At 44.4% G+C, this 22,781-nt stretch carries 10 protein-coding genes; 7 read left to right on the top strand and 3 right to left on the bottom strand.

The genetic code is table 11. The features are described from left to right. Positions 1–325: 325 nt before the first annotated feature. Both AAA970_RS18160 and AAA970_RS18155 read right to left on the bottom strand, forming a co-directional pair. Positions 326–3,589 (bottom strand): amidohydrolase family protein, encoded by a 3,264-nt coding sequence (locus AAA970_RS18160; protein ID WP_338238313.1) that lies wholly within the window; start codon positions 3,587–3,589, stop codon positions 326–328. Between the two features lie 423 nt (positions 3,590–4,012). Beyond that, on the bottom strand, positions 4,013–5,626 hold the full coding sequence (locus tag AAA970_RS18155; RefSeq protein WP_338238312.1) for an AsmA family protein: 1,614 nt from the start codon (positions 5,624–5,626) through the stop codon (positions 4,013–4,015). A 115-nt stretch (positions 5,627–5,741) separates the two neighbouring features. Here AAA970_RS18155 and AAA970_RS18150 point away from each other — a divergent pair, with 115 nt between their 5' ends. Beyond that, positions 5,742–8,093, top strand: a complete 2,352-nt coding sequence (locus AAA970_RS18150; protein ID WP_338238311.1) for a S9 family peptidase — start codon at positions 5,742–5,744, stop codon at positions 8,091–8,093. 1,511 nt (positions 8,094–9,604) lie between these two features. Here AAA970_RS18150 and AAA970_RS18145 read toward each other — a convergent pair. Then, on the bottom strand, positions 9,605–10,543 hold the full coding sequence (locus tag AAA970_RS18145; protein ID WP_338238310.1) for a S1/P1 nuclease: 939 nt from the start codon (positions 10,541–10,543) through the stop codon (positions 9,605–9,607). A gap of 253 nt (positions 10,544–10,796) precedes the next feature. On the opposite strand from AAA970_RS18145, the gene AAA970_RS18140 reads away from it, so the two are divergent. The 6 genes from AAA970_RS18140 to AAA970_RS18115 all read left to right on the top strand — a co-directional run bounded on the left by AAA970_RS18140 (position 10,797) and on the right by AAA970_RS18115 (position 22,776). Continuing rightward, positions 10,797–11,321: a hypothetical protein gene (locus tag AAA970_RS18140; RefSeq protein ID WP_338238309.1), complete on the top strand. Its 525-nt coding sequence runs from the start codon at positions 10,797–10,799 to the stop codon at positions 11,319–11,321. 380 nt (positions 11,322–11,701) lie between these two features. Further along, positions 11,702–14,479 carry a phosphoenolpyruvate carboxylase gene (locus AAA970_RS18135; protein WP_338238308.1) on the top strand — a complete coding sequence of 926 codons (2,778 nt, stop codon included), beginning with the start codon at positions 11,702–11,704 and terminating at the stop codon, positions 14,477–14,479. 868 nt (positions 14,480–15,347) lie between these two features. Then, positions 15,348–16,223, top strand: coding sequence for a metallophosphoesterase (locus tag AAA970_RS18130; RefSeq protein ID WP_338238307.1), 876 nt, complete (start codon positions 15,348–15,350; stop codon positions 16,221–16,223). A 120-nt stretch (positions 16,224–16,343) separates the two neighbouring features. Further along, positions 16,344–17,369 (top strand): helix-turn-helix domain-containing protein, encoded by a 1,026-nt coding sequence (locus AAA970_RS18125; RefSeq protein WP_338238306.1) that lies wholly within the window; start codon positions 16,344–16,346, stop codon positions 17,367–17,369. A gap of 83 nt (positions 17,370–17,452) precedes the next feature. After that, positions 17,453–18,940 (top strand): arylsulfatase, encoded by a 1,488-nt coding sequence (locus AAA970_RS18120; RefSeq protein ID WP_338238305.1) that lies wholly within the window; start codon positions 17,453–17,455, stop codon positions 18,938–18,940. Positions 18,941–19,749: 809 nt separating this feature from the next. Continuing rightward, a complete protein-coding gene (locus tag AAA970_RS18115; RefSeq protein ID WP_338238304.1) occupies positions 19,750–22,776 on the top strand; it encodes a glycoside hydrolase family 2 TIM barrel-domain containing protein in 3,027 nt (1,008 codons plus the stop codon). Positions 22,777–22,781: the final 5 nt, after the last annotated feature.

The following is a 22,781-nucleotide window of genomic DNA, read 5'->3' as shown; positions in this document are numbered from 1 at the left end:
CCGGTTTAACTCATAAACAAGCGCTCAAATCAAAAAGACCTTCATTGGAAATTAGATCATTCCTAAAATTTGCCCATTTGTAGTTTTTTGAAAAAGCCGTGCGAAGTGAAAAGAGCCGGACTTATAGTAAAAACAGCCGGCAAAGCTATGCTCTGCCGGCTGCAAATGGTTTTGAAGGCCCTTTAGCCGAATGCTTTATGCTTGTCCTCCTTTAGTTGTAAAGCGGGAAAAATGAAGGGATTTTTCCTGCTTCGGTATTTTTCCAGCGAGACAAAGGAAGGAGGAGCAAGCCAGCTTAGTCAAATCCGGGATGTAAAATTTCAGCTTAAAGTCCGCAGGAGCAATTCCCGTGGGTGAGGGATTCCTCATGCCAGGGAAAGTTTTCCTGATAGCCTTCGGTCTCCCAATAAAACGGTGCTCTGCTTTTTTCACGTAAACCAATTTCATTCATGCTGTGGGCATCGTACAGGCGGCCGTTAATCATCACATGGCTGATGCTTTCCGAATTACGGATATTTTCCAGCGGGTTCTCTTCCATAATCATAAGGTCAGCCAGCTTGCCGGCTTCCAGGGAGCCGATGTCTCCGTCCAGTCCTAGGTAATGTGCCGGATGCAGGGTGGAGGAGCGGATGGCTTCCATATTGCTCATGCCGCCCTGCTGCAGCATCCACATTTCCCAGTGGGCGCCTATTCCCTGAATTTGTCCGTGAGCCCCCATATTCACCTTCACGCCGGCATCCTGTAATTTTTTCGCGGACTGTGAAGTAAGGATATACCCATGATCATAATCTTCCTGTGGTGCCATGGTCCGGTGGATGGCCCGTGGGTCAATTACGCTTCTCGGGGTGAAATGCATCAGGTGTTCATTCTTCCAGACTTCACTTTCCTGATACCAATAAAATTCTCCATTGAGCCCGCCATAGTTCACAATCAGGGTTGGGGTATAGCCCACGGCTGTTTGTTTCCAGAAATCGATCACATCCTTATACAGCGGGGCCACCGGAATGTTGTGTTCAATGCCGGTGTGGCCGTCCATTACCATGGTCATATTGTGGAAGAAGGTAGAGCCTCCCTCCGGTACCACCATAATTTCCTCCTCAGCAGCAGCTTTCAGCACTTGCTGGCGTTGCTCACGTCGTGGCTGATTATAGCTTTTTACAGAAATTGCTCCCCAGGCTTTTGATCTACGAATGGCAAAACGGGCATCGTCCAGGCTGTTGATTTTGGCTTTGAAATCGCCATCTGCCCCATACAGAATATTACCGGTGGAGTATACCCTTGGGCCTGTCATTTCACCGGCGCGCAGCATTTCCGACTGGTTGAAAATCATTTCCGAGTTTGCGGAGGGGTCATGCGCTGTGGTTACGCCAAAGGCCAGGTTGGTATAATAAGGCCAGTTTTGCTGTGCACTCAGACCCAGTCGGAATGAACCCAAATGGGCATGTGCATCCACCATGCCGGGCATGATGGTTTTGCCCTGCATGTCCATAACTTTGGCTGTGGCAGGAATTTCGATATTGGCGCCAATGGCTTTGATGCGATTGTTCTCCACCACTATGCTGCCCTTTTCAATAACTTCATTCTCCTGATTCACTGTAATGATGCGGGCGTTGGTCAGGGCAATGATGCCTTCCGGCGCGTCAGATTTCACTTTCAGATCAATTTTGCTACCGCTTTTCACAGGTTCTGGCAGGGAGTCCGGTGCGCCTTCCACAAAGGTGAAACAGTCTTTCAGGCTGGTCTCGTAAACGGTATTGCCCAGGTTCCATTTCAGGCCTTGTCCGTCAGGAGTCCAGTGTAGATTATAACCCGCTTCTTTGGCGACCTGTCTGACCGGTACGGCTTTGGTGTCTGCTGAAAGCTCGAAAGGCTTGCCGGTTTTCGGGAATGGGGCGATGTAAACTTTATACAACTCACTGAATGCAATGTATTCATTGTCGGGGCTGGGGACAAAGGTGTTGGTATATTTGGAGGTAAAGTGCTTTTGTTCCTCCTGCCCGTTCAGGTTAACGGACCAATAAGCCTTTTTCAGGGCCCCAAAGAAATAGCCTCCGGTCTGATAAAAAATACGGTCTCCCCCGGCATTGAATCTTGGGAATTCCCCTTTATCGGTGACTTTTTTTAGATTTTTACCATCGGTCTGGATCGTGTAAATTCCCGATTCCGTGCCATAAGCATTTCCTTGCTGGTCATTGCCTTTTTCTTTACGGAATACCAGCAGCTGCCCATCCGGATTGAAATGCGGTTCCCGATAAATGCCCTTTGCCAGCGGCAAGGCACGGCTTTTTTTCTTTTTCAGGTCATGCAGCCATATTTTTCCTTTTTCCTGATCATTCCAGCTGACAAAAACCATGGTTTGGCCGTCCGGGGAAATCTGAGGTTCGTACTCAAAACGGTTTTCTTCCCTGAACATGCGCTTTACCTGGCCGCTTTCCACTTCTTGCACATAAAGTTTTCCCACGGCATGGAAATAGCGTTTTTTACCGTCCGGGGAGGTGGTCAGGTGCCGGATGGCTTTGACCTCAAATTCCTCAGGTGCTACCGCATGCTGAAAACGCAGGGCCGGTGCGATCTGATGTTTGACATCCGCCTCAAAAGGGATCACCGTACTGCTGCCGTCTGCCACGGTTACTTGATGTAATTTTCCTTCTCCGTAAATGATGATGTGCTGGTCATCCGGCGTCCAGTTGTAGCCGGTGAAAGGGCCGAAAATAGCCCATGCTTCGGACTGGTCTTTGGTCAGTCCATCAAACAGGGGGCGATGGATGCCGGTGGCCATATCATAAAGATACAACACTGTTTTGTTGCGCACCCGCTTGATGTAGGCCAGCTGATCTCCTTTGCGGTTCAGTTGCGGCCGCATGGCTCCGCCGGGGGCGTAAATGACATTTTCTGACTTCCCGCTTTGGCGATCGAAACGCTTTATGGCATAGATCACCTTATTCGGATCCTTATTGTACTGGAAGTAACCCCCTTCGTACATGTCTTCTACATAATAGACATAACGGCCGTCCGGAGAAACCATGGGTTCGTTGATGTCCTGCTGTTCATTTTTAGCCGGGACCAGCTCCGTGCCCGTACCGCCCCCAATATGGAATAACCAGATGGCACCGGCGCCCAGGGAGCGGGTATGGGTATAGTGTTTTCTGGCCACCAGGTATTGTCCGTCCGGGGTCCAGTTGGCATTGTTGATCAATCGGAAATCTTCTTTAGTGACCTGACGGGCCGCTGTTCCGTCTGCCTTCATTAGCCAGATATTATCACCGCCGGCGATGTCAGAAGTAAAGGAAATGTATTTGCCGTCCGGAGAAAATCGTGGTTGGCATTCCCAGGCCATTCCGCTTCTCAAAACTTCGGCCTTGCCTCCGCTGATGGGCATTTTGTAAATGTCTCCCATCATGTCGAAGACCAGGCTCTGTCCGTCAGGAGAGACATCCACACTCATCCAGGTACCTTCGTCCGTAGTGTATTCAATGGTTTTTAAAGGTCGTTGTGGATCTTCCACCGACCAGTTTTCTTCCCCGGTGGACTGGCTAAAGCCCGGCAGGGAAAGTATAAAGGTTAAGAAAAAAATACAGGCTATTCGCATCGTAGTAAATTGGTTTTGGGCGAATATCCTAAATAATTATCCCAAAAGTAAACCGAAAGTGGATAAGCCGTGGCTTTTTCGGCAATTGCGCCTTGTGAAATTGATTGTTTCGATAAGGTTGTCCTGCGTATTGAACAGTGCTCCAGGCTTAAGCCGAATGATGCATCACTAAATTCATCAACTAATCATAATTATTTCATTTTTAGATCTTTATAATCTAATTTTTTTGATTTATAATAGTCCAAATTTTAATGAGCTTGCTTTCTCTTCCTTCATCTGTTTCACTGGAAAATCCCTTCCATAATCCCGCCTTGCAGTAAGCATCAATCATTTGGATTAAATTCTTGTTTAGCGGTTTTAACAGAGGATATGCAGTTTGGTAAGAAAGGCGTAGGAAGCAAAAGCATTGGCCCGGCGGGGAGATCAATGTTTTTTGGTATGTTTTTTCTTGCCCACTCCCACAAAAGTGGCAGCACCACCGGAAAGGGCGGTTTTTATGGCAAAATTGATAATGGATTTGGTAGAGTCACGTTCAAAATGCAATTGGGCAATACGTGGTTTTTCCACTGGATGGTTTTGCTTTTTGAGGGCTACGGTATTGGTAATCCAGGAGGCTGCGGATCTGAAAATTCCTTTCTTTTTCTTTTTGGGTTGTTCAATACTCACGGAAAAATCCTGATAAAAGAAGGACATTTCCCCGGTGCCTTCCGTCCTGCTCAGGTTCATGTGTACGGAGGAGGGCCATGATCTGCCGCTTTCAATTTTGACGCCCATGGTGGGGTAGCTGAAATCATTCAAAACCGAAAGGTTAAAAGCACCGATTTGCGTATCCATGCTCATGATGGTGTTTGGGTCGAATAGGGGCATTTTTATAGTGGTTTTAATGGGCGCCGAATGCTGAAGCAGCGCTTCGCAGTACAGTTCCAGCGCCTGTGTGCTGCTGTCATTGGCCAGATTTTTCCCGGATAATTGAATTTGATCCACGGTGATTTTGCCGTAGAGATCATGTTTTTTTCCCATTTCCAGATAAGTCACCTTTCCTTGCGCAATTTCTAAAGCGCCAATAAGGAAAGGGAAGGGCAAGGCCAGCAGCAGGTCATTGGGAAGTGGTTTTATACTGGTGCTGGCCGGGAAATTTTTATCACGGCTGACCTTAATTTGAGGAGCGTTTACAAACAGGGAATCCAGGTGAATATTTTCTTCTTCCAGAAATTTATAAAAGTTGAAGCCTTTCCCTCTGATTTTGGGAATGACGATATCGAGCTGATCTGTCTGGTGTCCTAATTCCGCCGACCGGCTTTGTAAATCCGTGGTGGAGGTAATAACCAGGGAGTCTATTGCGAGGTTGGGCTGCTGACTTTGGATCGTCATTTTTTTGACATATACCGCATAATGATGCTTATCCAGTAGAAAGAACATGGAATCATAGGCCAGAGCGACTTTTTGATATTGCACTTTGAGGTCGTCGGGCGTCATTTCTGTATTGAGGTCATCCAGGTTCATTTCAAAATTACTGGCAATACTCAGGCTGGTATCATTCTCCTGAATTTTGTATATCCTGATTTTTCCTTCCCGCATATAAAAATCTTCCAAGCCAATGCTTTTCACATTATCTTCCACACTACTTAGCCAGTTTGCACTTATGGCCTTTCGCTTCTGATCCGGCAATTGATGGTAAAAGGTCAGTTGAGGTTGATCAATTTGAATGGCGTGTAACTGGATTTCGCCGATCAGTGTTTTCCAGATGTCTATGCCAAGGGCTACTCTGGCCCTATCGATCTTTGCATACAAGGCGCTGCCGGTGCTGGTGGCCGTGGGGAAAATGGAAATTTGCTGCACCTCTGTGGCGAGCTGCCACCAGTGGAATTGTATATCATCAATTTCAATTTTATAGGTGGCCGCATTTTCTCCTATGGTGATTTTTTTGAGTTGTTGTCTGATTTCTTCATCAATCTGTCGTTTAATCATCGAGCCGATGCCCCAGAGGGCGAAAATCGACAGCAGGAAAAATATCAGTATTTTGTATTTGAATCTCATTTGGTTTTGCTTCAAAGAATAGTCCTTTATTAGAGGAAACCCTTTAATTGAGTTTATGGCTATGGTATTATTAATTTTATCCTAATTTTAGGATTGAAAAATAAAAATACTATTTATGCGTAGCCTTTCTCTTTGTTTCCTCCAAATTATATTTTTGATCACCCATGGGGCCATATCCATGGCGCAGTCCCTTGCCATAAAGGATTTTATGGGCGGACATGACTATGTCGGGCATTTGCCGGAAGCTCCTTTTTGGGCAGGCAATAGTGATCATTTTTATTTTTACTGGAATCCGGAGGGAAAAGCTTTTGAGGAATTGTACAAATGGGAGCCGGGAGCCAATGCTCCGGTAAAAGTGGAGGCGGATCAAATAGCAGATTTGCCCAAATCCGGGATGATATGGAATGCCGATTATTCCACTGCGGCCTATTCCTGGCGTGGAGGGCTCTATCTATTTGATGCTAAAAGTAAAAAAACGCAGGCCATCATGATGATGAATGCGGCCGTGAGCCAATTGGCCTGGGTGGAAGCGGGTTTGAGTTTTGTTCAAAATGGGAATCTATATTTATTGTCCCTGGAGCCGATGAGTTTACGTCAACTGACGGACTTTCAGCCAGGCCATAAGCCTTCAGAAGCGGGTAGTCCAATGCAGGAATGGCTGAAGGAAGATCAGCTGGAGACTTTTGAAATTGTAAGGGACTGGTCTGATCGCAAGGCCGCCCGTAAGGCCTATCGGGAAGCGCAACTTCCTTTTCAACCGGCAAAGATTTATACCGGAGCGGGAAGCCTTTACCGCATGCGTCTGAGTCCGGATGGGCAACAGTTATTTTTTACCACAAGACAGCATGGCAAAAGCACCAAGACGAAAATGCCCAAGTGGGTGACTGCAACCGGCTATGTGGAATACGGGCAATACCGCCCGAAAGTGGGAGATGCCGGAGATACTTTCAAAAGTTTTGTATTCGATTTGGCGGCGGACAGCCTGATGGAAATTAGTACGGCAGCTATACCGGGCATCCGACAAAAGCCGGAATTTCTGAAAGATTATCTGAAGGAGGGCGAAGAATGGACTGCGGAATATGAAAAAGAGCGGGAAGTGGTGATGCATCCGCCGGTGTTTTCTCCGGATGGAAAATATGCGGTGGTGGATGTCCGTTCACTGGATAACAAAGACCGGTGGATCATGCAGTTGGAGATGAAAACGGCCGCCCTGAAATTGGTGGATCGCCAGCATGATGAAGCTTGGGTGGGCGGACCGAATATCAACGGATGGAATATGTACTCCGGGACGGTGGATTTTTTGAATGCCGAAAGCATCTGGTTCCAGTCGGAGGAAACTGGTTACTCTCATCTGTACACCTATGATTTGAAGAAAGGCCGGAAGAAGGCTTTGACCAGCGGGGCATTTGAAATTCAGTCTGCCCGGCTGGATAAGGCCAAAAATTATTTCTATCTGGTGTCCAACAAGAAAAGCCCGATGGAGAAGCACGTTTATAAATTGGCGGTGAAAGGCGGGAAAATGCAGCAGCTTACTACTGCCCCGGGAGCCTATGAGTTCGATTTGTCAGCGGATGAAAAATCCCTCGCTTTAAGATATTCTTTCGCTAATAAACCCTGGGAAGTCTATTATATGGAGAATAAAGCGGGGGCGGAAATGCAGCAGGTTACCCAGTCCACCACAGATGCATTTCAAAAATATGAATGGCGTATACCGGAGATTGTGACTTTTGATGCCCGTGACGGGGAGAAGGTTTATGGCCGGATGTATCAGCCGGAAGGTGGTAGTGATAAGGCGGTGATTTTTGTGCATGGCGCCGGATATTTGCAAAATGTACATCTTTGGTGGAGTACCTACTTCCGGGAATATATGTTCCATAATTTTTTGGTGGATCGGGGCTATACCGTCTACCATATTGATTACCGTGGTAGTGCGGGTTATGGTCGCGATTGGCGGACGGGCATTTACCGGCATATGGGCGGGAAAGATCTCACCGACCATGAGGATGCCGCGAAGTTTTTAATGGAAAATTATGGAATTGCCTCCAATAAGATAGGGATCTATGGAGGATCGTATGGTGGTTTTATGACACTGATGGCCATGTTCAATGCGCCGGAATTATTCTCTGCCGGAGCGGCTATTCGTTCCGTAACCGATTGGGCACATTATAACCATGCCTATACTTCCAATATTCTAAATACCCCGGTGGAAGATCCGCAAGCCTTTAAAAAAAGCTCCCCAATTTACTTCGCGGAGGGTTTGCAGGGTCCCTTACTTATTCTCCACGGAATGGAGGATGATAATGTGCAGTTTCAGGATGTGGTCCGTCTGAATCAGAAGCTGATCGAGTTGGGCAAAGAAAACTGGCAGATGGCGCTTTACCCTGTGGAGCCACATGGTTTTCGCGAGGCCGCCAGCTGGACTGATGAGTATAAGCGGATATTTAAGTTGTTTGAGGAAAACCTTTAAAAGCCCCTCTCCCGGTGGCCGGAATTTTCCTGTGCTTTGTTGGAGCGGATTCACCATAATCAAAAAGACTGTTCCATTCGGGGCAGCCTTTTTTGATCAGGGAGCTTGAAAAGCGAAATAGCGACAGCAATTCCAAACCTCTAAGGAGGCGCAGGACCACTTTTTCTTCCCCCTGCAATTATTAACCCGAATTATGCACTGCTGAATTTATTGGCACAAGGCATATGACATACAACCCATTTAAAATCGGGGTTTTAATAGCCAAAATTTGGGCAAGCTTGCTTTCTCCTCATTCATCAGCTTCATTGGGAAAAAATGAATTAGGGGACTATTCCTTCATTTTTCCCGCCTTGCCGCTAAAAAAGAATTTAAGCATACATAATCCGGCTTTCCAATTTTTTTGAATGGAGAGCGTGTTTAGAAACCCACCATCCGGCAACAAATTCGAATTATTGGAAGCGATATTGGGTAATTTCTCAACATTAGCGCTGCTATTCTCCTAAAATAGTCGGGTATCGTTTCTACCATAATCAAATTTTGTTACGAATTCAGGCTTTTAAACAGCCTGTAAAGAAGAATTTATGTATAATCCTGGTTTCCAATTTTGTTGAACCGTGGCTTTTAAACAGATTCCCGTAGATTTTCCTTCATTTGATTTTTATTTAGAATTAATCTAATTAAATTTACACTATAGAATACCGGGAAGGGGTTCCCGAGGTGTTCTGCTTTGGTTTTTAGTATTTAGGAAGGTCAATTGACCTTATTGGTTATGCTTGGGGGGACTTTTGTCCCCTTTTTTCAAAGGCATATTTAAGGGCTAAATTTCTTATCAAAATTATAATTTCCATTGGGTGGCATGGTAATAAACACTATCTGAGCAGAAAAATGCAAACAGATAATGGAAATTCAGCCCGGGTGATGAAGCGTCAGGCCTAATGAGTATATCCAAAAGTCTTAACCCGGATTATTCATTCTTAAATCCTCGTTCAGCTGCCAGGCGGAAAAATGAGGGAATTTTTCCTATTTCGAGTTTTTTCCAACCAAGCAGATGAATGAGGAGAAAGCAAGCCTACCTAAATTGGGGCTATCAAAAATTCAGCAAATACAATTGCAATAACCTGAAAGTAAGTCTTTGTGGTGAACCCTAAAGCTAGCGGGGAATTATTCGGCTTAAAGCATGTTTAAAAGCCCACTATCCGGCAGCAGATTTGAATTTTTGAAAACGTTTCAGGATAATGGCGCAACAATAGCATTGCTATGCTTTTAAAATCATCCGGTATCGCTTCTGCAATAATCAAATTTTCGCTGCGAATTTTGGCTTTTAAACACGCGCATATTTCCGGCTTGATGGAGATGCTTTTGGGATTTTTAATAATCTCAATTTGGGCAATCCTGCTTTTCCGTCTTCCTTGGCGTTTTCTCGGAAAAACTCGAAATAGGGAACTATTCCTTCCTTGCCGCTAAAGGAGGATTACAGCGGGAATAACTCGGCTTATTATGCTTAATTCGGATTAAAGGCTGGTTGGTTCCAGAGATTGTTCTATCCATTGAACCAGTCTCATGGCAGCAGTATATGCCTGCACTTCTGCAATTTGCTTGGCATTTTTACTATAATCCTTTGGCAGAACAGTCGCCTTTTCCTTTGAGGCAGCAGGTTTTAGCTTTCCGCTCAGATAAACTTCCTCTTTAGCCAATTGAAAACTTTCTTTCTGCCACTGGCCCGGTAAATATTCCGTGTTTACCTTTTGCCCTTTGAATTTCGAATAGATGCTCAATCCTTTTTGCCAGGCTTTCTTTTGGTTCTGGCTTCTGCCCAGAAGCTGATCCCAATAGCTGTGTAGCCGATAGGCGGTTTTGTTTTCTGCTTTCGTTTTGATGAAGAAATCATTCCCCCCTTTATCACCGGAACTATTATTTTTATAAGGTCCGCTATAAAGACTTGCAGCATGTAGAGGTTGGTGGAGGTCTTGCAAAAGGTGTGACATCCAACAAATGGCGATTGCTTTTTCAGCTAATTCACTTTTTTTCATATGGTTTTGCGCATGCTCCAGCCCATTGAAAATATCTTTCCCTTTGGCGGGGCGGTAACAGGCATCATGCTGATCTTCAAAGTCCACCCGGCCATTGGTATAATGCCAAAATCCATTTTTGGGTCCCTCATAAGGGAAGGAGTTGGACTTGATATCATCCGGCCATTTGGAAGCACACATCAGGTAAAAAGCTTGCTCATTAATACCATCGCCATATTTCTGATACCATTGTTCCCAGGTTTTGCGATTAGGGTGTTCTGCCAGGATGATGGAAAGCCTCGCCCGGCTGTTTTCATTCAGGGCCTGCCAGCTAATACTGGCGATCACCATATGCCCCTGCATGCTCCAGGCGGCGGCATGGAAACTGGTGTGAAAGAACAAGAAAATTCCGACGGTGATTTTTAGAATGCGTTGATACAATGTGAAAAATTTAAATGAAAACTAAGATTATGACTATTTGCTGGATTTCTAATCCATATTAAAACGCAATCTATTTTCTTTTTCATAAGAAAGTAAAGGATAAAAGTGAAAATCACCTCCTTTTCTGTAATTTTGCGGCGTGATTTCGGACTTTGGTCTGTTTGTTGCAAATCTCAAAAAAAACGGAAAACTACGCCTACCTAAACTTCTGAAATATTGAATATGAATTGATTATTAACGGTAAAGGCATCCAGTGGGAAATTTTGGGAATAGGGAAGAACAGGAATTAGGGGGGCAGTTTCAGATAATAGATCAGGCGTTATCAAGGGCCTGGGAATTATTTCAGGTGCAACTGAAAAGGGCTTTCGAAGAGGAGGCTAAAGCGCATTGCATTGCTATTAGGAAAAGCATTCAGAATCAATTTTTAAAAGGGCACTTATCAGCGGAGCTTTTTCATGTCATCGTTGATCGATTTTTAGAACAGGTGAATCCGGTTTTGAGGGAAACTCCCTCAGAAGAGCTTGAAGAAGCCTTAATTATTTCGCTAAGAGTACTGTCCCAGGCGAAGGTGAAAAGCATCGTTTACAGTTCCAAAACGGAAGAAATGTTAAAGGAAAAGGCAGAAATTTTGGTCTTTACCGTCTTTGAATTGTATTTGTGCGCATTAATAGGAAATGTACAGGTTAAGCCGGAAGAGGAACCTTTTATTATTGATGAAGTGATCAAGAAGTTTATCGATCACTTTCAAAGCTATAATGGTTGTAATTGCGAACTATAGCAGTATTATCTTTCTGTTAATTTATGCTGCTTCAGTATTTTTAAATTTTGGACTTTTTTTGTTGGAGCTCAAATTCTTTCCATGATTTGAATCATAAAAAAATAATTTTTTAAAGCCGGTCTTTTTAAGGTGTATATTTCCGTTATGGGCTATTCCATTCATTTTTCAAACGTTTTAGTCGTATTAAATACCTGGTTTACAAGGGGAAGTAGTAGAGTGATTTTTGTCAAGTTCCCAGCTCATGTTTATTGGTTTTGATATGTGACATACAGCTGCATCATTGTTTGGGAATTTAGACTATTGTCTAAATCATGATGATAAGTTCGGGATTGTTGTATATTTGATATGTCAATTATCAAAAATTAATCAGAATTCTGCGAATGAAAGCGGTTAGTGTGTTAGATGATGTCAAGCAAAAGCTTGGCAAGCCATATGGTGATTTGGCGTTTTTGCTTGAGGCTCTTAAAGAAGTCTTGATCGAGAATGGAGAGTCTGAGATTGCCAATCAGATTCCTTGGATAAACGACATCCAGCCCAACCAAGGTAAAAAGTTCACCGATCAGCAGGTGCAGCTTTATTCTATTGTATTTCACCTTACCAATATGGTGGAAGTGAACGGGGCGGTACAAAACCGTCGCCAGGTAGAGGATAAAGACTTGTCAGCTGTAAACGGTCTTTGGGCAAGTAATTTTGAAAAACTGAAGAAGGCGAAAATCTCACAAGAGGACATTATTGAGCATTTGTCCGATATTTGTGTAGAGCCGGTATTGACTGCTCACCCTACTGAGGCAAAACGCCATACAGTATTGGAGCATCACCGTGAATTGTACTTGCTTTTGGTGAAGCGCGAAAACCAAATGTTCTCCAAATTGGAGCAGGAGGAGATTCGTAACGAAATTAAGTTAGCGCTTTACCGTCTGTGGAAAACGGGAGAGATCTATCGTGAGAAGCCTGATGTTCAGTCCGAGCTTCGTAATATTCTATATTATATGACCAATGTCTTCCCTGAAGTATTGCCAATAATGGATGGCAGAATGCGTCAGGCATGGAAGCACGCTGGTTTTGATGCTGAGTTATTGAATGATCACAAGGTTTGGCCTCAGATCAAATTCGGTAACTGGGTGGGTGGTGACCGTGACGGACACCCATTAGTAACTGCTGATGTTACCGCTTATACTTTGGAGCAATTAAGACTTCATGCTTTTGTCGTGATCCGTCGTCGATTGATGGAGATGATCAAGCACTTGTCTTTTGCTTTGGATTTTGAGAAAGCTAACTGGGAATTGCGTAAGCGTATCCAGGAAATGATTATGGAATTGGGAGCTACTGGTGAAGAAGCTTTCAACCGTAATAAAGGAGAAGCTTTCCGTCAGTATGTGAACTTGTGTTTGGCGAAATTGCCGGTAGACCTTCGTCGTGGTCACGCAGTAGCGTATCATGAGTTGCCGGGATCATACCGCATGGCAGATGAGCTATTGGAGGATTTGGAGATTCTTCAGAAGTCTTTGGTAGAGTTTGGCGCGAAAGCCATTGCCTACACGGAAGTATTTGAAGTGATCCGTGTGGTTGGAACTTTCGGATTCCACTTGGCACGTATCGATGTTCGTCAGAACTCTGAATTCCACGAGAAAGCTTTGGCTGAATTGATGGAAGCAGCAGGGATGGATCCAAAGTCTTATTTGGAGGCAGACGAAAAAGGCCGTATGAAATTCCTGAATGAGGAATTGAAAAACAACCGTCCGTTTGCAACTGATAATGCGGAATTAGGTCCTCATGCACGTGCAGTAATCGATTGTTACCATGTAGTAGCGGATCACATCTGTAAGTATGGTCACAAAGGAATCGGTTCTTTCATCGTATCGATGACGCGTTCTGTATCTGACTTGTTGACCGTGTTCGTGTTGGCTCGTGAGGCAGGATTAACGCGCAAAAATGCGGATGGCGAAGTAGTATGTGAAGTACCGGTAGTGCCGTTGTTGGAGACTATTGAAGATTTGGAGGCAGGACCGGAAATTTTGAACGGTTTCCTAAGCCACGAATTTACTAAGCGTACTTTAGCTTACCACCAGAAAATCACTAAGGCGAATCGTCCGTTGCAAATGGTGATGGTAGGGTACTCTGATTCTAATAAGGATGGCGGTATCCTGGCTTCTCAGTGGAACGTGTACGAAGCGCAACATAAATTATCTACTGCAGGTAACGATTTGGGCGTACAGGTAGAGTTCTTCCACGGTAAAGGTGGATCGATCTCTCGTGGTGCCGGACCAACGCATTACTTTGTAGATGCATTGCCGCACACGGCTGTAGACGGCCACTTGCGTTTGACGGAGCAAGGAGAAACCATTGAATTGAAGTATGCGAACAAGATGAACGCATCCTTCAATATGGAATTGCTATTGGCTTCTACCATGAGCAAAACCATCATGGATCGTTTCAGCAAGAAGGAAGCGCATCCATTAGAAGGTTTGTTGACTCGCCTGGCGAAAGATTCCAAAAAGCCTTATACCGGTTTGTTGCATAGCGAAGGATTCATTGAGTACTTCCGTACTGCCACTCCTATTGACGTTATTGAGAGCTCTAAAATCGGTTCTCGTCCTTCTCGTCGTACAGGAGCAAAAACTTTGAATGATTTGCGTGCTATTCCATGGGTATTCTCCTGGGCACAGGCGCGTTACCAAATGACTTCCTGGTACGGTATCGGTTCTACTTTGGATGGTTTGAAGAAGAAAGAGCCTAAAGAATACGATAAATTCAAGAAAGCTATTGCTACAGATCCTTTCTTGCGTTACGTATTGACCAACGTGGATACCTCATTGGCAGCAGCTGATAAAGAAATGATGAACGCTTATGCTGGTCTTTGTAAAGACGAGAAAGTGCGTGATGCATTCTTGAAGAAGTTTGTGAATGAGTACGAGAAAACCAAGGCGATCTTGGCAGACTTGTTGGAAATGCCGGTTCAGGATCGTCGTAAGGCGCATTTCTACTCCAACCAGCTTCGCGCTTCTATCATGAACGATTTGAACTACAAGCAAATCGCTCTATTGGAAGAATGGAGAGGTTATAAGGCTGATGGCGAAGAAGAAAAAGCCAACGATATGCTGGAAAGCTTATTGTTGACCATTAACGCTATTGCGGGTGCTAACCGTAACACTGGTTGATACCCTGATCATAATTATTCATCAAAAACCACCTCATTTCGGGGTGGTTTTTTTATGTCCTTTTTTACTTAATGTTAGTGGGCAATGCTTTACTCTTCTCATTCTTTTGGAAGCCGTTTTACTCTGGATTATACCTCGCTAGTCTTAGTTATTCTATACAATGGGTATATGCATAATTTGGGGTAGGGGCGATTTTGTCTTATCCCGAACTATTCACCGCTAGACCTCATAGTTCATTAAAATGATTTACTTTCAGTTCAAAAAGATTGTGTTTGCTAATTTATTAATAGCCCAGATTTGGGCAGGCTTGCTCCCTCCCTTCTCATTTATCTGCTTCGATTGGAAAATCTTGAAATAGGGACCATTTTCTTCATTTTTCCCGCCTTGTAGCTAAAAGTGCATTTAACCCGAATTATTCACCGCCAGATTTAGTGCATTACCCTAACTCGCTTATTATCAATTCGATGCATTTGTATCTACTGATTTTTTATAGCCCAAATTTGGGCATGCTTGCTTTATCCTCCTTCATCTGCTTCGTTGGAAAAAAACTCGAAATAGGAAAAATTCCTTCATTTTTCCCGCCTTGCAGCTAAAGGAGGATTGAAGTATGAATAATCCGGGCTTAAGCATCCATAATCTGGGTAATAATTGTCCAATTGTGAGTGAGCTTGCCTTCGTCTGATTCCTCGGCTCCCTTGGGGAATACCAGAAATCGGGGAATATTTCTTCATTTTATTCGGCTTGTAGCTAAACGAGAACTTAAGCATGCATACTTCGGCTTATGCTTTCTTTATTCAATGAAGAGGACTAAAAGGCAGATTATTTTATTGAAAATGGGTATATTCTGTTTTTTTAAGCAATGGGATTAATGAAACACTATATCTTTATTTGGGCAATGATTTACATTGCCTCCTGTAATTCACAGCCTGACCAGCAAGCTGAAAAGTATATAGCGAATTTTGCGGTAATGGGAGATTGCCCCTATGATGAACCCGGCAAGCGTCTGGCTTATAATCGGATGAAAGCCCACCTTTTGGAGAACAACCAAAAGAGTCAGGCGGATTTTTTAATTCATGTGGGCGATATCAAGCGGGGTGCTTATCCCTGTGATACGGCTTATTTTGAGGATGCCATAGGTTTATTGGCCGACTCCAAAATTTCTCCTTATATGATTATTGGAGATAATGAATGGAATGATTGTGAAGATCAGGATGCGGCACTTTCCCTATGGCACCATACCTTTGATTCCCTTAATGGAGCCTTCGTGAAGAAATTTCAGGCAAGAACCCAGGCCACAGTGCCTACCAATATGGCCTTTCTGCATGGAGAAGTTTTGTTTATGAGTGTGCATCAGGTTTCCGGCAAAATGAGATCCGCAGAGGAGTGGAGAGCCAGAGCGGAAAGAAATGCACAATGGATAAAGGAAAATTTCGAGCAATTTGGGTCCCAAGCCAAAGCGGCCATCATCTTTGCGCATGCGAGCCCGGATCAAAGGATAGAGGAAGTCGGAGAGGAAGCCCTTTGGTTGCCTTTACGCAAAGAAGTGGAAGCTTTTGGCAAACCAGTCATGTACCTGCAGGGCGACACGCACCGCCATGCGGTGAAGCATCCTTACGGAGGCCTGGATAATTTTTATCGGTTGGTAATCGATGAAGATTTGCTGGCAGAACAGGTCATTCAGGTGGCTGTTCGGGAAAACACCAGCATGCCATTTGATATTAAACGGGTCGGATATTTTGATTAGAATTTCAAAGGGAGCGGTTATCAGGTTGCTCCTTTTTTGATTTCATGAGAGGGATTTTTATATCTTGCGAAGCAGGCGAGGATTGGAGGGGATTTTTTTCATCAAAACATCAATCAGGGAATGGAACAATTGCGGATATACGGAGCGGAGACACAGCTGGAAGACATTACGGCTCAATTAGATATTCCGATGGGACAAGACCGCTTTGATATTCCGAAGGACCAGGGAAAAGGCCATATGCAGCGATGGAATTTTGGGGATGGCCTGATTCTTCAATATGAGAAATTATTTCACTTTCAGGATTTTCTGCTTTCCAGAGAACTCAAGCCGGTCAGGGAGGATAATAATTACCTTTCTTTGATTTATCAAATTGAGTCCACCATGATGCTTTCTGAGGAAAAACATGCTGAGGTGCAAAAGAATCATTTTCTGTTTTTTAATCCTCAATATCATTATAAAACTTATCTGCCGGCCTATACAGAATCCACTCATTTACACCTTTTTATAAAAGTAGAGCGGTTCAGGGAATTCTTTCAGCACCATTTGCTTCCCCTCTCCCTGATGGAGAAACTAACGGTGACAGACCCTTATTGCTTGCACGCCCCCTTTTCCTTGCAAACCCAAAAGGTGCTGGATCAGCTCACCAATTATAAAGTAGAGGATGAATTCTCCAGAGGCTACTTTGTCAATAAATGCGAGGAGCTTTTGCTTTTGACGCTCGAACAGATTTTCAAATCCCGCTTGCTGAAGGCCGATGATAAAGGTCGGGGAATGCATGCTGATGATATGCAAAAGGTAATGGAAGCCACCCGGCTATTAATGGGTGATATGCAAAATCAGGAAAGTGTGGCTGGGATTGCAGACCAACTGGCGGTGGGCGAACGTACGCTCCAGCGACTGTTCAAGGCTTACCATGGGGTATCGATGGCCACTTATAGAAAAGAAATGCGATTGGAGCAGGCGCGCAACATGCTGATTCAAAACCAATACTCCATTTCGGAAATCTGCTATAAGGTAGGCTACACCAATCTGAGCCATTTCTCCAGAAGCTTCAAAAATCTTTTCGGTTATCCCCCTTCTGACTTACAAGAGGAGGACATAAAGGAATTGTCGAAAAAAGCAAAAGGCGCGTCGGAATTCCCATAACAACATCCCAAATCTCCACCCTAAATTTGTAAGGTATTAGAGGTCAGGGTGAATCACCGCTTGATCCGGACAAATTTAGAGATATGAAGAAGTTATTTTCACTAGCAATCTTGCTTAGCCTGTCGTTATCTGCGGCATTGGCGGCTAAGCCTAAGCAGCCCAACATCCTGGTGATTTGGGGTGACGATATTGGATGGTTCAGCTTAAGTGCTTATCACAATGGCGTGATGGGGGCACGCACTCCGAACATCGACCGTTTGGCCAAAGAAGGTATGTTGTTTACCGATGCTTATGGCGAGCAATCGTGTACTGCGGGACGTTCTGCCTTTATTTTGGGGCAACATCCGGTAAGAACAGGGCTTTCAAAAGTCGGGATGCCAGGGGCACCGCAAGGCATCAGCGAATTGGATCCTACCATCGCTGCGGCACTTAAAGACCTAGGCTATAACACTGGCCAGTTTGGGAAAAATCACCTGGGAGACCGAGATGAGCACCTTCCGACCAATCATGGTTTTGACGAGTTCTATGGGAACCTTTACCATTTGAATGCAGAGGAAGAGCCGGAAGAGCCGACCTATCCAAAAGATCCTGCATTTAAGAAACGTTTTGGCCCGAGAGGAGTAATCAAAAGCTCCGCCGACGGTGCTATTCGGGATACCGGTCCATTGACCAAAAAACGCATGGAGACGATTGATGAAGAATTCGCTGAGGGAGCGAAAGCCTTCATGAATAAATCCGTGGAAGAGGGAAAACCATTCTTCTGCTGGTTGAACTCCTCCCGTATGCACAACTGGACGCGTTTGAAAGAAAGTTCTCAGAAATCAGGCTTTGTATATCATGATGGTTTAGAAGAGCATGATGCATTGGTGGGGGAAGTATTGAACTACCTGGAAGAGCTAAAGATCGATGAAAATACCATCGTATTGTATTCCACAGATAACGGGGCGATGAAAGCGGTTTGGCCACATGCCGGTGCCTCTCCTTTCCGCAGTGAGAAAGCCACTACCTGGGAAGGTGGTGTTCGTGTACCGATGTTGGTGCGTTGGCCAGGCAGCATTGAGGCCGGCACGGTATCCAACGAGATTATCTCTCAACAAGATTGGTTCCCAACACTTTTGGCCGCTGCTGGTAATGAGACCGTAGCCGCTGACTTGAAAAAAGGCACGCAATTGAATGGTAAATCCTATAAAGTGCATTTGGATGGCTATAACTTCTTGCCTTACCTGACCGGTAAAGCGACAGAAGGACCAAGAAAGGAAATTGTATATTCCAACGACAATGGAGAGGTAACCGCCATTCGTTTAGGTGACTGGAAATCTCACTTCAAAATTCAGAAGGGTGTGGGGATGGACATTTGGAGAAATGAGTGGGTAACCTTAAACGGACCATTGATTTATAACCTAAGAGAAGATCCTTTCGAGGCTGCAGATGTGGATGCTGCCGGTATGTACACCGAGTGGTTCCATCAAAATATTCCTCGCGTTTATGAAGCATCTGCTGGAGTAATGCAATTCTTCAGTACTTTCGAGGAATTTCCAAGAAGACAAAAGCCCGGGACTTTTACCTTTTAAAACGAGAAAAGGAATAAATCCATTGAAATAATCAAAAAATTGGTTTAACCCGAATTATTCATGCAAAATCCTTGTTTAGCTGCCTGGTGGGAAAAATGAAGGAATAGTTTCCTATTTCGAGTTTTTTCCAACGAAACAGATGAATGAGGAGAAAGCAAGCTTGCCCAAGTTTGGGCTATAATAAATCAAAGAAAGTGGGGTTTAAAGGCTGATGGTGAGCCGGTTGCGATTGGTTGGCGAATTTAGTGGTGAATAATTCGGGTTAAATTTTTGCTCTTAATGATTTTCAATTTATTTCTGATTGAAAAAGCTCGACCGAGCGTTCTTCGGCTTAATTTTTTCTGCCTACTGTTTTAAATTTATGCCCTAAGCCGATTTACTTTTTCTTATTTCCTAAAAGTTGCTGAGCAAAAAAACTGATATTCCCCCTCCCCTTACATTCCCACCTTTTTAGAAGAACGTGTTTAAGCGTTAATATCAGAATTTGTTATCGAATGATGTGTTTTTTACATCCTACAACATCTTACTAAACTATTTTTCATTTCTTTGATTTCCACAAAATCACACTATTCTGTGCTGATTATTTTGTTGCAGGGAAAGCCTTCTTTCCCCTCTCCCAAGCTTCTAGGCTTTTATATAGTATAAATATAGCAGGCCTAAAGAGACCTAGACTAAATACCCCTTCTATAGGAAGTATTATTTTCCCCTATCCGGAAACTAAGCTCATAATTTAGGTTCAAATTTTTTTACAGGGATTGGAGGTAAGCACTTTCATTCTTTCCACTATTCTTTTTTTTAAGGTCTTTTATATGAAATACTTTTGGCTTTTGTTGGCCTGTTGGGGTCTTTCGGGAAACCTGTTGGCACAGACGTTTGATAAGCACGGGCAAGAGGAAATCAGCCTGGATGGCTTCTGGAAATTCCATACTTTCTTGGGAGATGGCTCCAATTATTTGGACATTCACCCGCAGTCGGGGGATATCATCATTGATAATCATCAAAGTGATTTGGTAGAGATCAGCGGTAACTGGAAAATCGATACCGAGGCCACCCGCGAATCGGAATGCTGGGGCGCGGATTACCTCTCGCGTTGGTTTACAAAAGGGGATACGTCTTCTTATGTGCGTTATAAAACCACTCAGTCAAAAGCCGGCTATTATGAGTATTTCATTTATTATCCTTTTGGTCATCATTTAACAGCGCAAATCGGTATTGATACGGGTGATGGCCCGGAATTTCAGTATCGTAGTTTTAGAAATTTATGCAATAAGTGGATCAGTCTGGGTGTTTTTCAACAGGAAAAGGAGGCACCTGCCTCGCTGACCGTTACCGCCATTAATCCCGGCGGAGTAGTGGCGGATGCGATCATGTTGCGTCCGGTAAGTGAGGAAGTTTTTCTAAAGGAAAAGGAAGAAAAAGCGGCCGCCTTACAAAGGGCTTACCAGGATACCCATTGGGATGAATTGCAAGTGCCCGGGCATTGGGGTATGCTGAACCAATATGCCAATTATACCGGTAAAGGGATTTACCGAAAAGAAGTGACCTTACCGGACAGCTGGAAAAAAGGAGATGATTACCGCATTCGTTTTGAAGGCGTTTATCATGTGGCAAAAGTGTATTGGAATGGGAAGTTTGTGGGGGAACATCGGGGTGGCTTTACCCCTTTTGAGCTGGACGTTTCAGAGGCAATAGATTACGATGGTCGAAACGTAGTCGTGGTCGAAGCCGACAACAGTGTCATCATTGGCGCCACCTGGAATTGGGGGGGCATCATCCGGGAAGTGAAAGTGCTGCGGAACACTCCTGTTCGATTACATAATCAGTATGTGCATGTGGAACCCGACTTGCGGACGGGAGAAGCGAAGGTGAAGGTGAAATATAGGGTGGAGAATAATGGGAAAAAGGCGCAGCAGCTGGTGTTGGAATCTGATATCCGGAAGGGTAAAAGCCTGCGGAAGCTGAAAAAGGAATTTCGTATTGGGGCCGGAGAACAAAACGTTTTTGAGTTAACGACCTCTTTGAAAGCCAAAGAGGTGAAGCTGTGGCATTTTGATCATCCGGAATTGTATCAGATTCAAACTACTATTGGGTCAAAGGATAAAAATTTACATTATAAGGAAGAAGTATTTGGTATCCGTAAATTTGAAGTGAAGGGGCAGGAGATGTTGTTGAACGGAGAACCGGTGAGATTGTCCGGTTTTAACCGGGTGAGTGATCATCGTTATTGGGGAAGTTCGGAACCACAGGAACTGATTGACCTCGACATTAAACTGATGAAGGATGCCGGCGCAAACTTCATGCGTATTATGCACGGTACCCAAAATAAGCGATTAATTGAGGCCTGTGATCGGGAGGGGATTCTTTTATTTGAAGAGGTGAACGTCCGGGAAATTCAGAACCCGGAGTTTCAGGCCCCGGATTACCCCCTGATCAAACAATGGCTTACCGAGATGATTGAAAGGGACATCAACCACCCCTCCATTGTCGGCTGGAGTATCGGCAATGAGTTGAGTGGTCATTATGACTATGTGAAAAATATGATTCCCTGGGTGAAGAAAAATCTGGATCCTTATCGTCTGGTGACCTGTGTGAGCAATACAGGTTATCGTAAATATGATAATCGAAATAACGATCCACTGGCTTTCAGTGATATCATCATGCAGAATATTTACCAGAAAGATCCGGCTAAGGTAATGGACAGCCTTCATGCCCGCTGGCCTGAAAAGGTCATTTTCTTTTCGGAATTCGGCGTGGAGCGATTTACCACTCCGGATCTGGACAATGATATTCCCGGCATTATCCCATGGTATGCTTATATGCAAGATCAACGCCCTTACACCAGCGGAGCTTCCATTTGGACATTCAATGATTATCGAAGTGGCTACAGTCAGACCCTGGAATCAGAAAACCGTGCCTGGGGGATTGTCAATGCATGGAGAACCAAACGTAGGGCTTATGCAACCTACCAGCAAACGAATAGTCCGGTGAAGGATATACTGATCGAACAGGTGGACATAAAAAAGAGAACGGTACAGGTGACCATGCCCATTCGTGGGAGAGAAGATTTCCCTTCTTATGCCATGAAAGGCTATCGAATGGAATTGGTGGTACACAATGCCAGCGGAAAGGTAATTTCCCAAACCAGCAAAGCACTACCGGATCTGAATCCAGATCAGCAGGAATGGACTGGCATGATTAAATGGCCCATGCATAAGGAACAGGCCTTTGATATCCGCCTGCGTTTAATATCGGCCAATGGCTACACTCGCTTTGAAAAGATTAAAGCTTTTGCCAGTCCGGAGCAGCCGGTGATCCGCCATTTTGTAACAGCAGCAAACAGTGCGCGGATTTATTTCGAAAATACTTATGATGCGGAAGAGTACTTCCTGCGATATGAGGTGGACGGAATTCAGCAGGAAAGCAGCGCGACCATCGGGAATTTTATTGATGTCCCATTATCGAAGGGCACGCAAGTAGTGGAATTGCAATTGATTGCCCGGAATAATTACGGGGAAAGTATTCCTTCCCTGAAACAAACTTCAACCATCGGCAGCGGGCTGCTCCCTCCAATCGTTTGGGAGGGCTTTGTAAGGGATAACCGCCTTGTGGTAGGGTATTCCGGCGAAAAAGAGGATCAATTTTATGTCGTGCGTTATGGTGATTCTCCGGATAATTTGAATAGGAAGATGCGCAGCAATACCCGGGGGATGATGACCATTCCATGGGAAAAAGAGGCTGCGGTGTTTTTCCAAATTAAGCGTCAGACGAAAGAGGAAGAAAGTGACTGGTCGGAAATCTGGGAGGCCAATGCGCTTCAGTTTGATGCAGGTATTTAGTGTAA

The sequence above is a fragment of the Persicobacter diffluens genome (assembly GCF_036244895.1).
Classification (GTDB): domain Bacteria; phylum Bacteroidota; class Bacteroidia; order Cytophagales; family Cyclobacteriaceae; genus Persicobacter; species Persicobacter diffluens.
This window is presented reverse-complemented; position numbering and strand designations above follow the sequence as displayed.

What these genes read in the sequence shown, in the direction of transcription:
- AAA970_RS18160 (WP_338238313.1), bottom strand. Translation starts at nt 3,589, where the DNA reads ATGCGAATAGCCTGTATTTTTTTCTTAACCTTTATACTTTCCCTGCCG.
- AAA970_RS18155 (WP_338238312.1), bottom strand. Translation starts at nt 5,626, where the DNA reads ATGAGATTCAAATACAAAATACTGATATTTTTCCTGCTGTCGATTTTC.
- AAA970_RS18150 (WP_338238311.1), top strand. Translation starts at nt 5,742, where the DNA reads ATGCGTAGCCTTTCTCTTTGTTTCCTCCAAATTATATTTTTGATCACC.
- AAA970_RS18135 (WP_338238308.1), top strand. Translation starts at nt 11,702, where the DNA reads ATGAAAGCGGTTAGTGTGTTAGATGATGTCAAGCAAAAGCTTGGCAAG.
- AAA970_RS18130 (WP_338238307.1), top strand. Translation starts at nt 15,348, where the DNA reads ATGAAACACTATATCTTTATTTGGGCAATGATTTACATTGCCTCCTGT.
- AAA970_RS18125 (WP_338238306.1), top strand. Translation starts at nt 16,344, where the DNA reads ATGGAACAATTGCGGATATACGGAGCGGAGACACAGCTGGAAGACATT.
- AAA970_RS18120 (WP_338238305.1), top strand. Translation starts at nt 17,453, where the DNA reads ATGAAGAAGTTATTTTCACTAGCAATCTTGCTTAGCCTGTCGTTATCT.
- AAA970_RS18115 (WP_338238304.1), top strand. Translation starts at nt 19,750, where the DNA reads ATGAAATACTTTTGGCTTTTGTTGGCCTGTTGGGGTCTTTCGGGAAAC.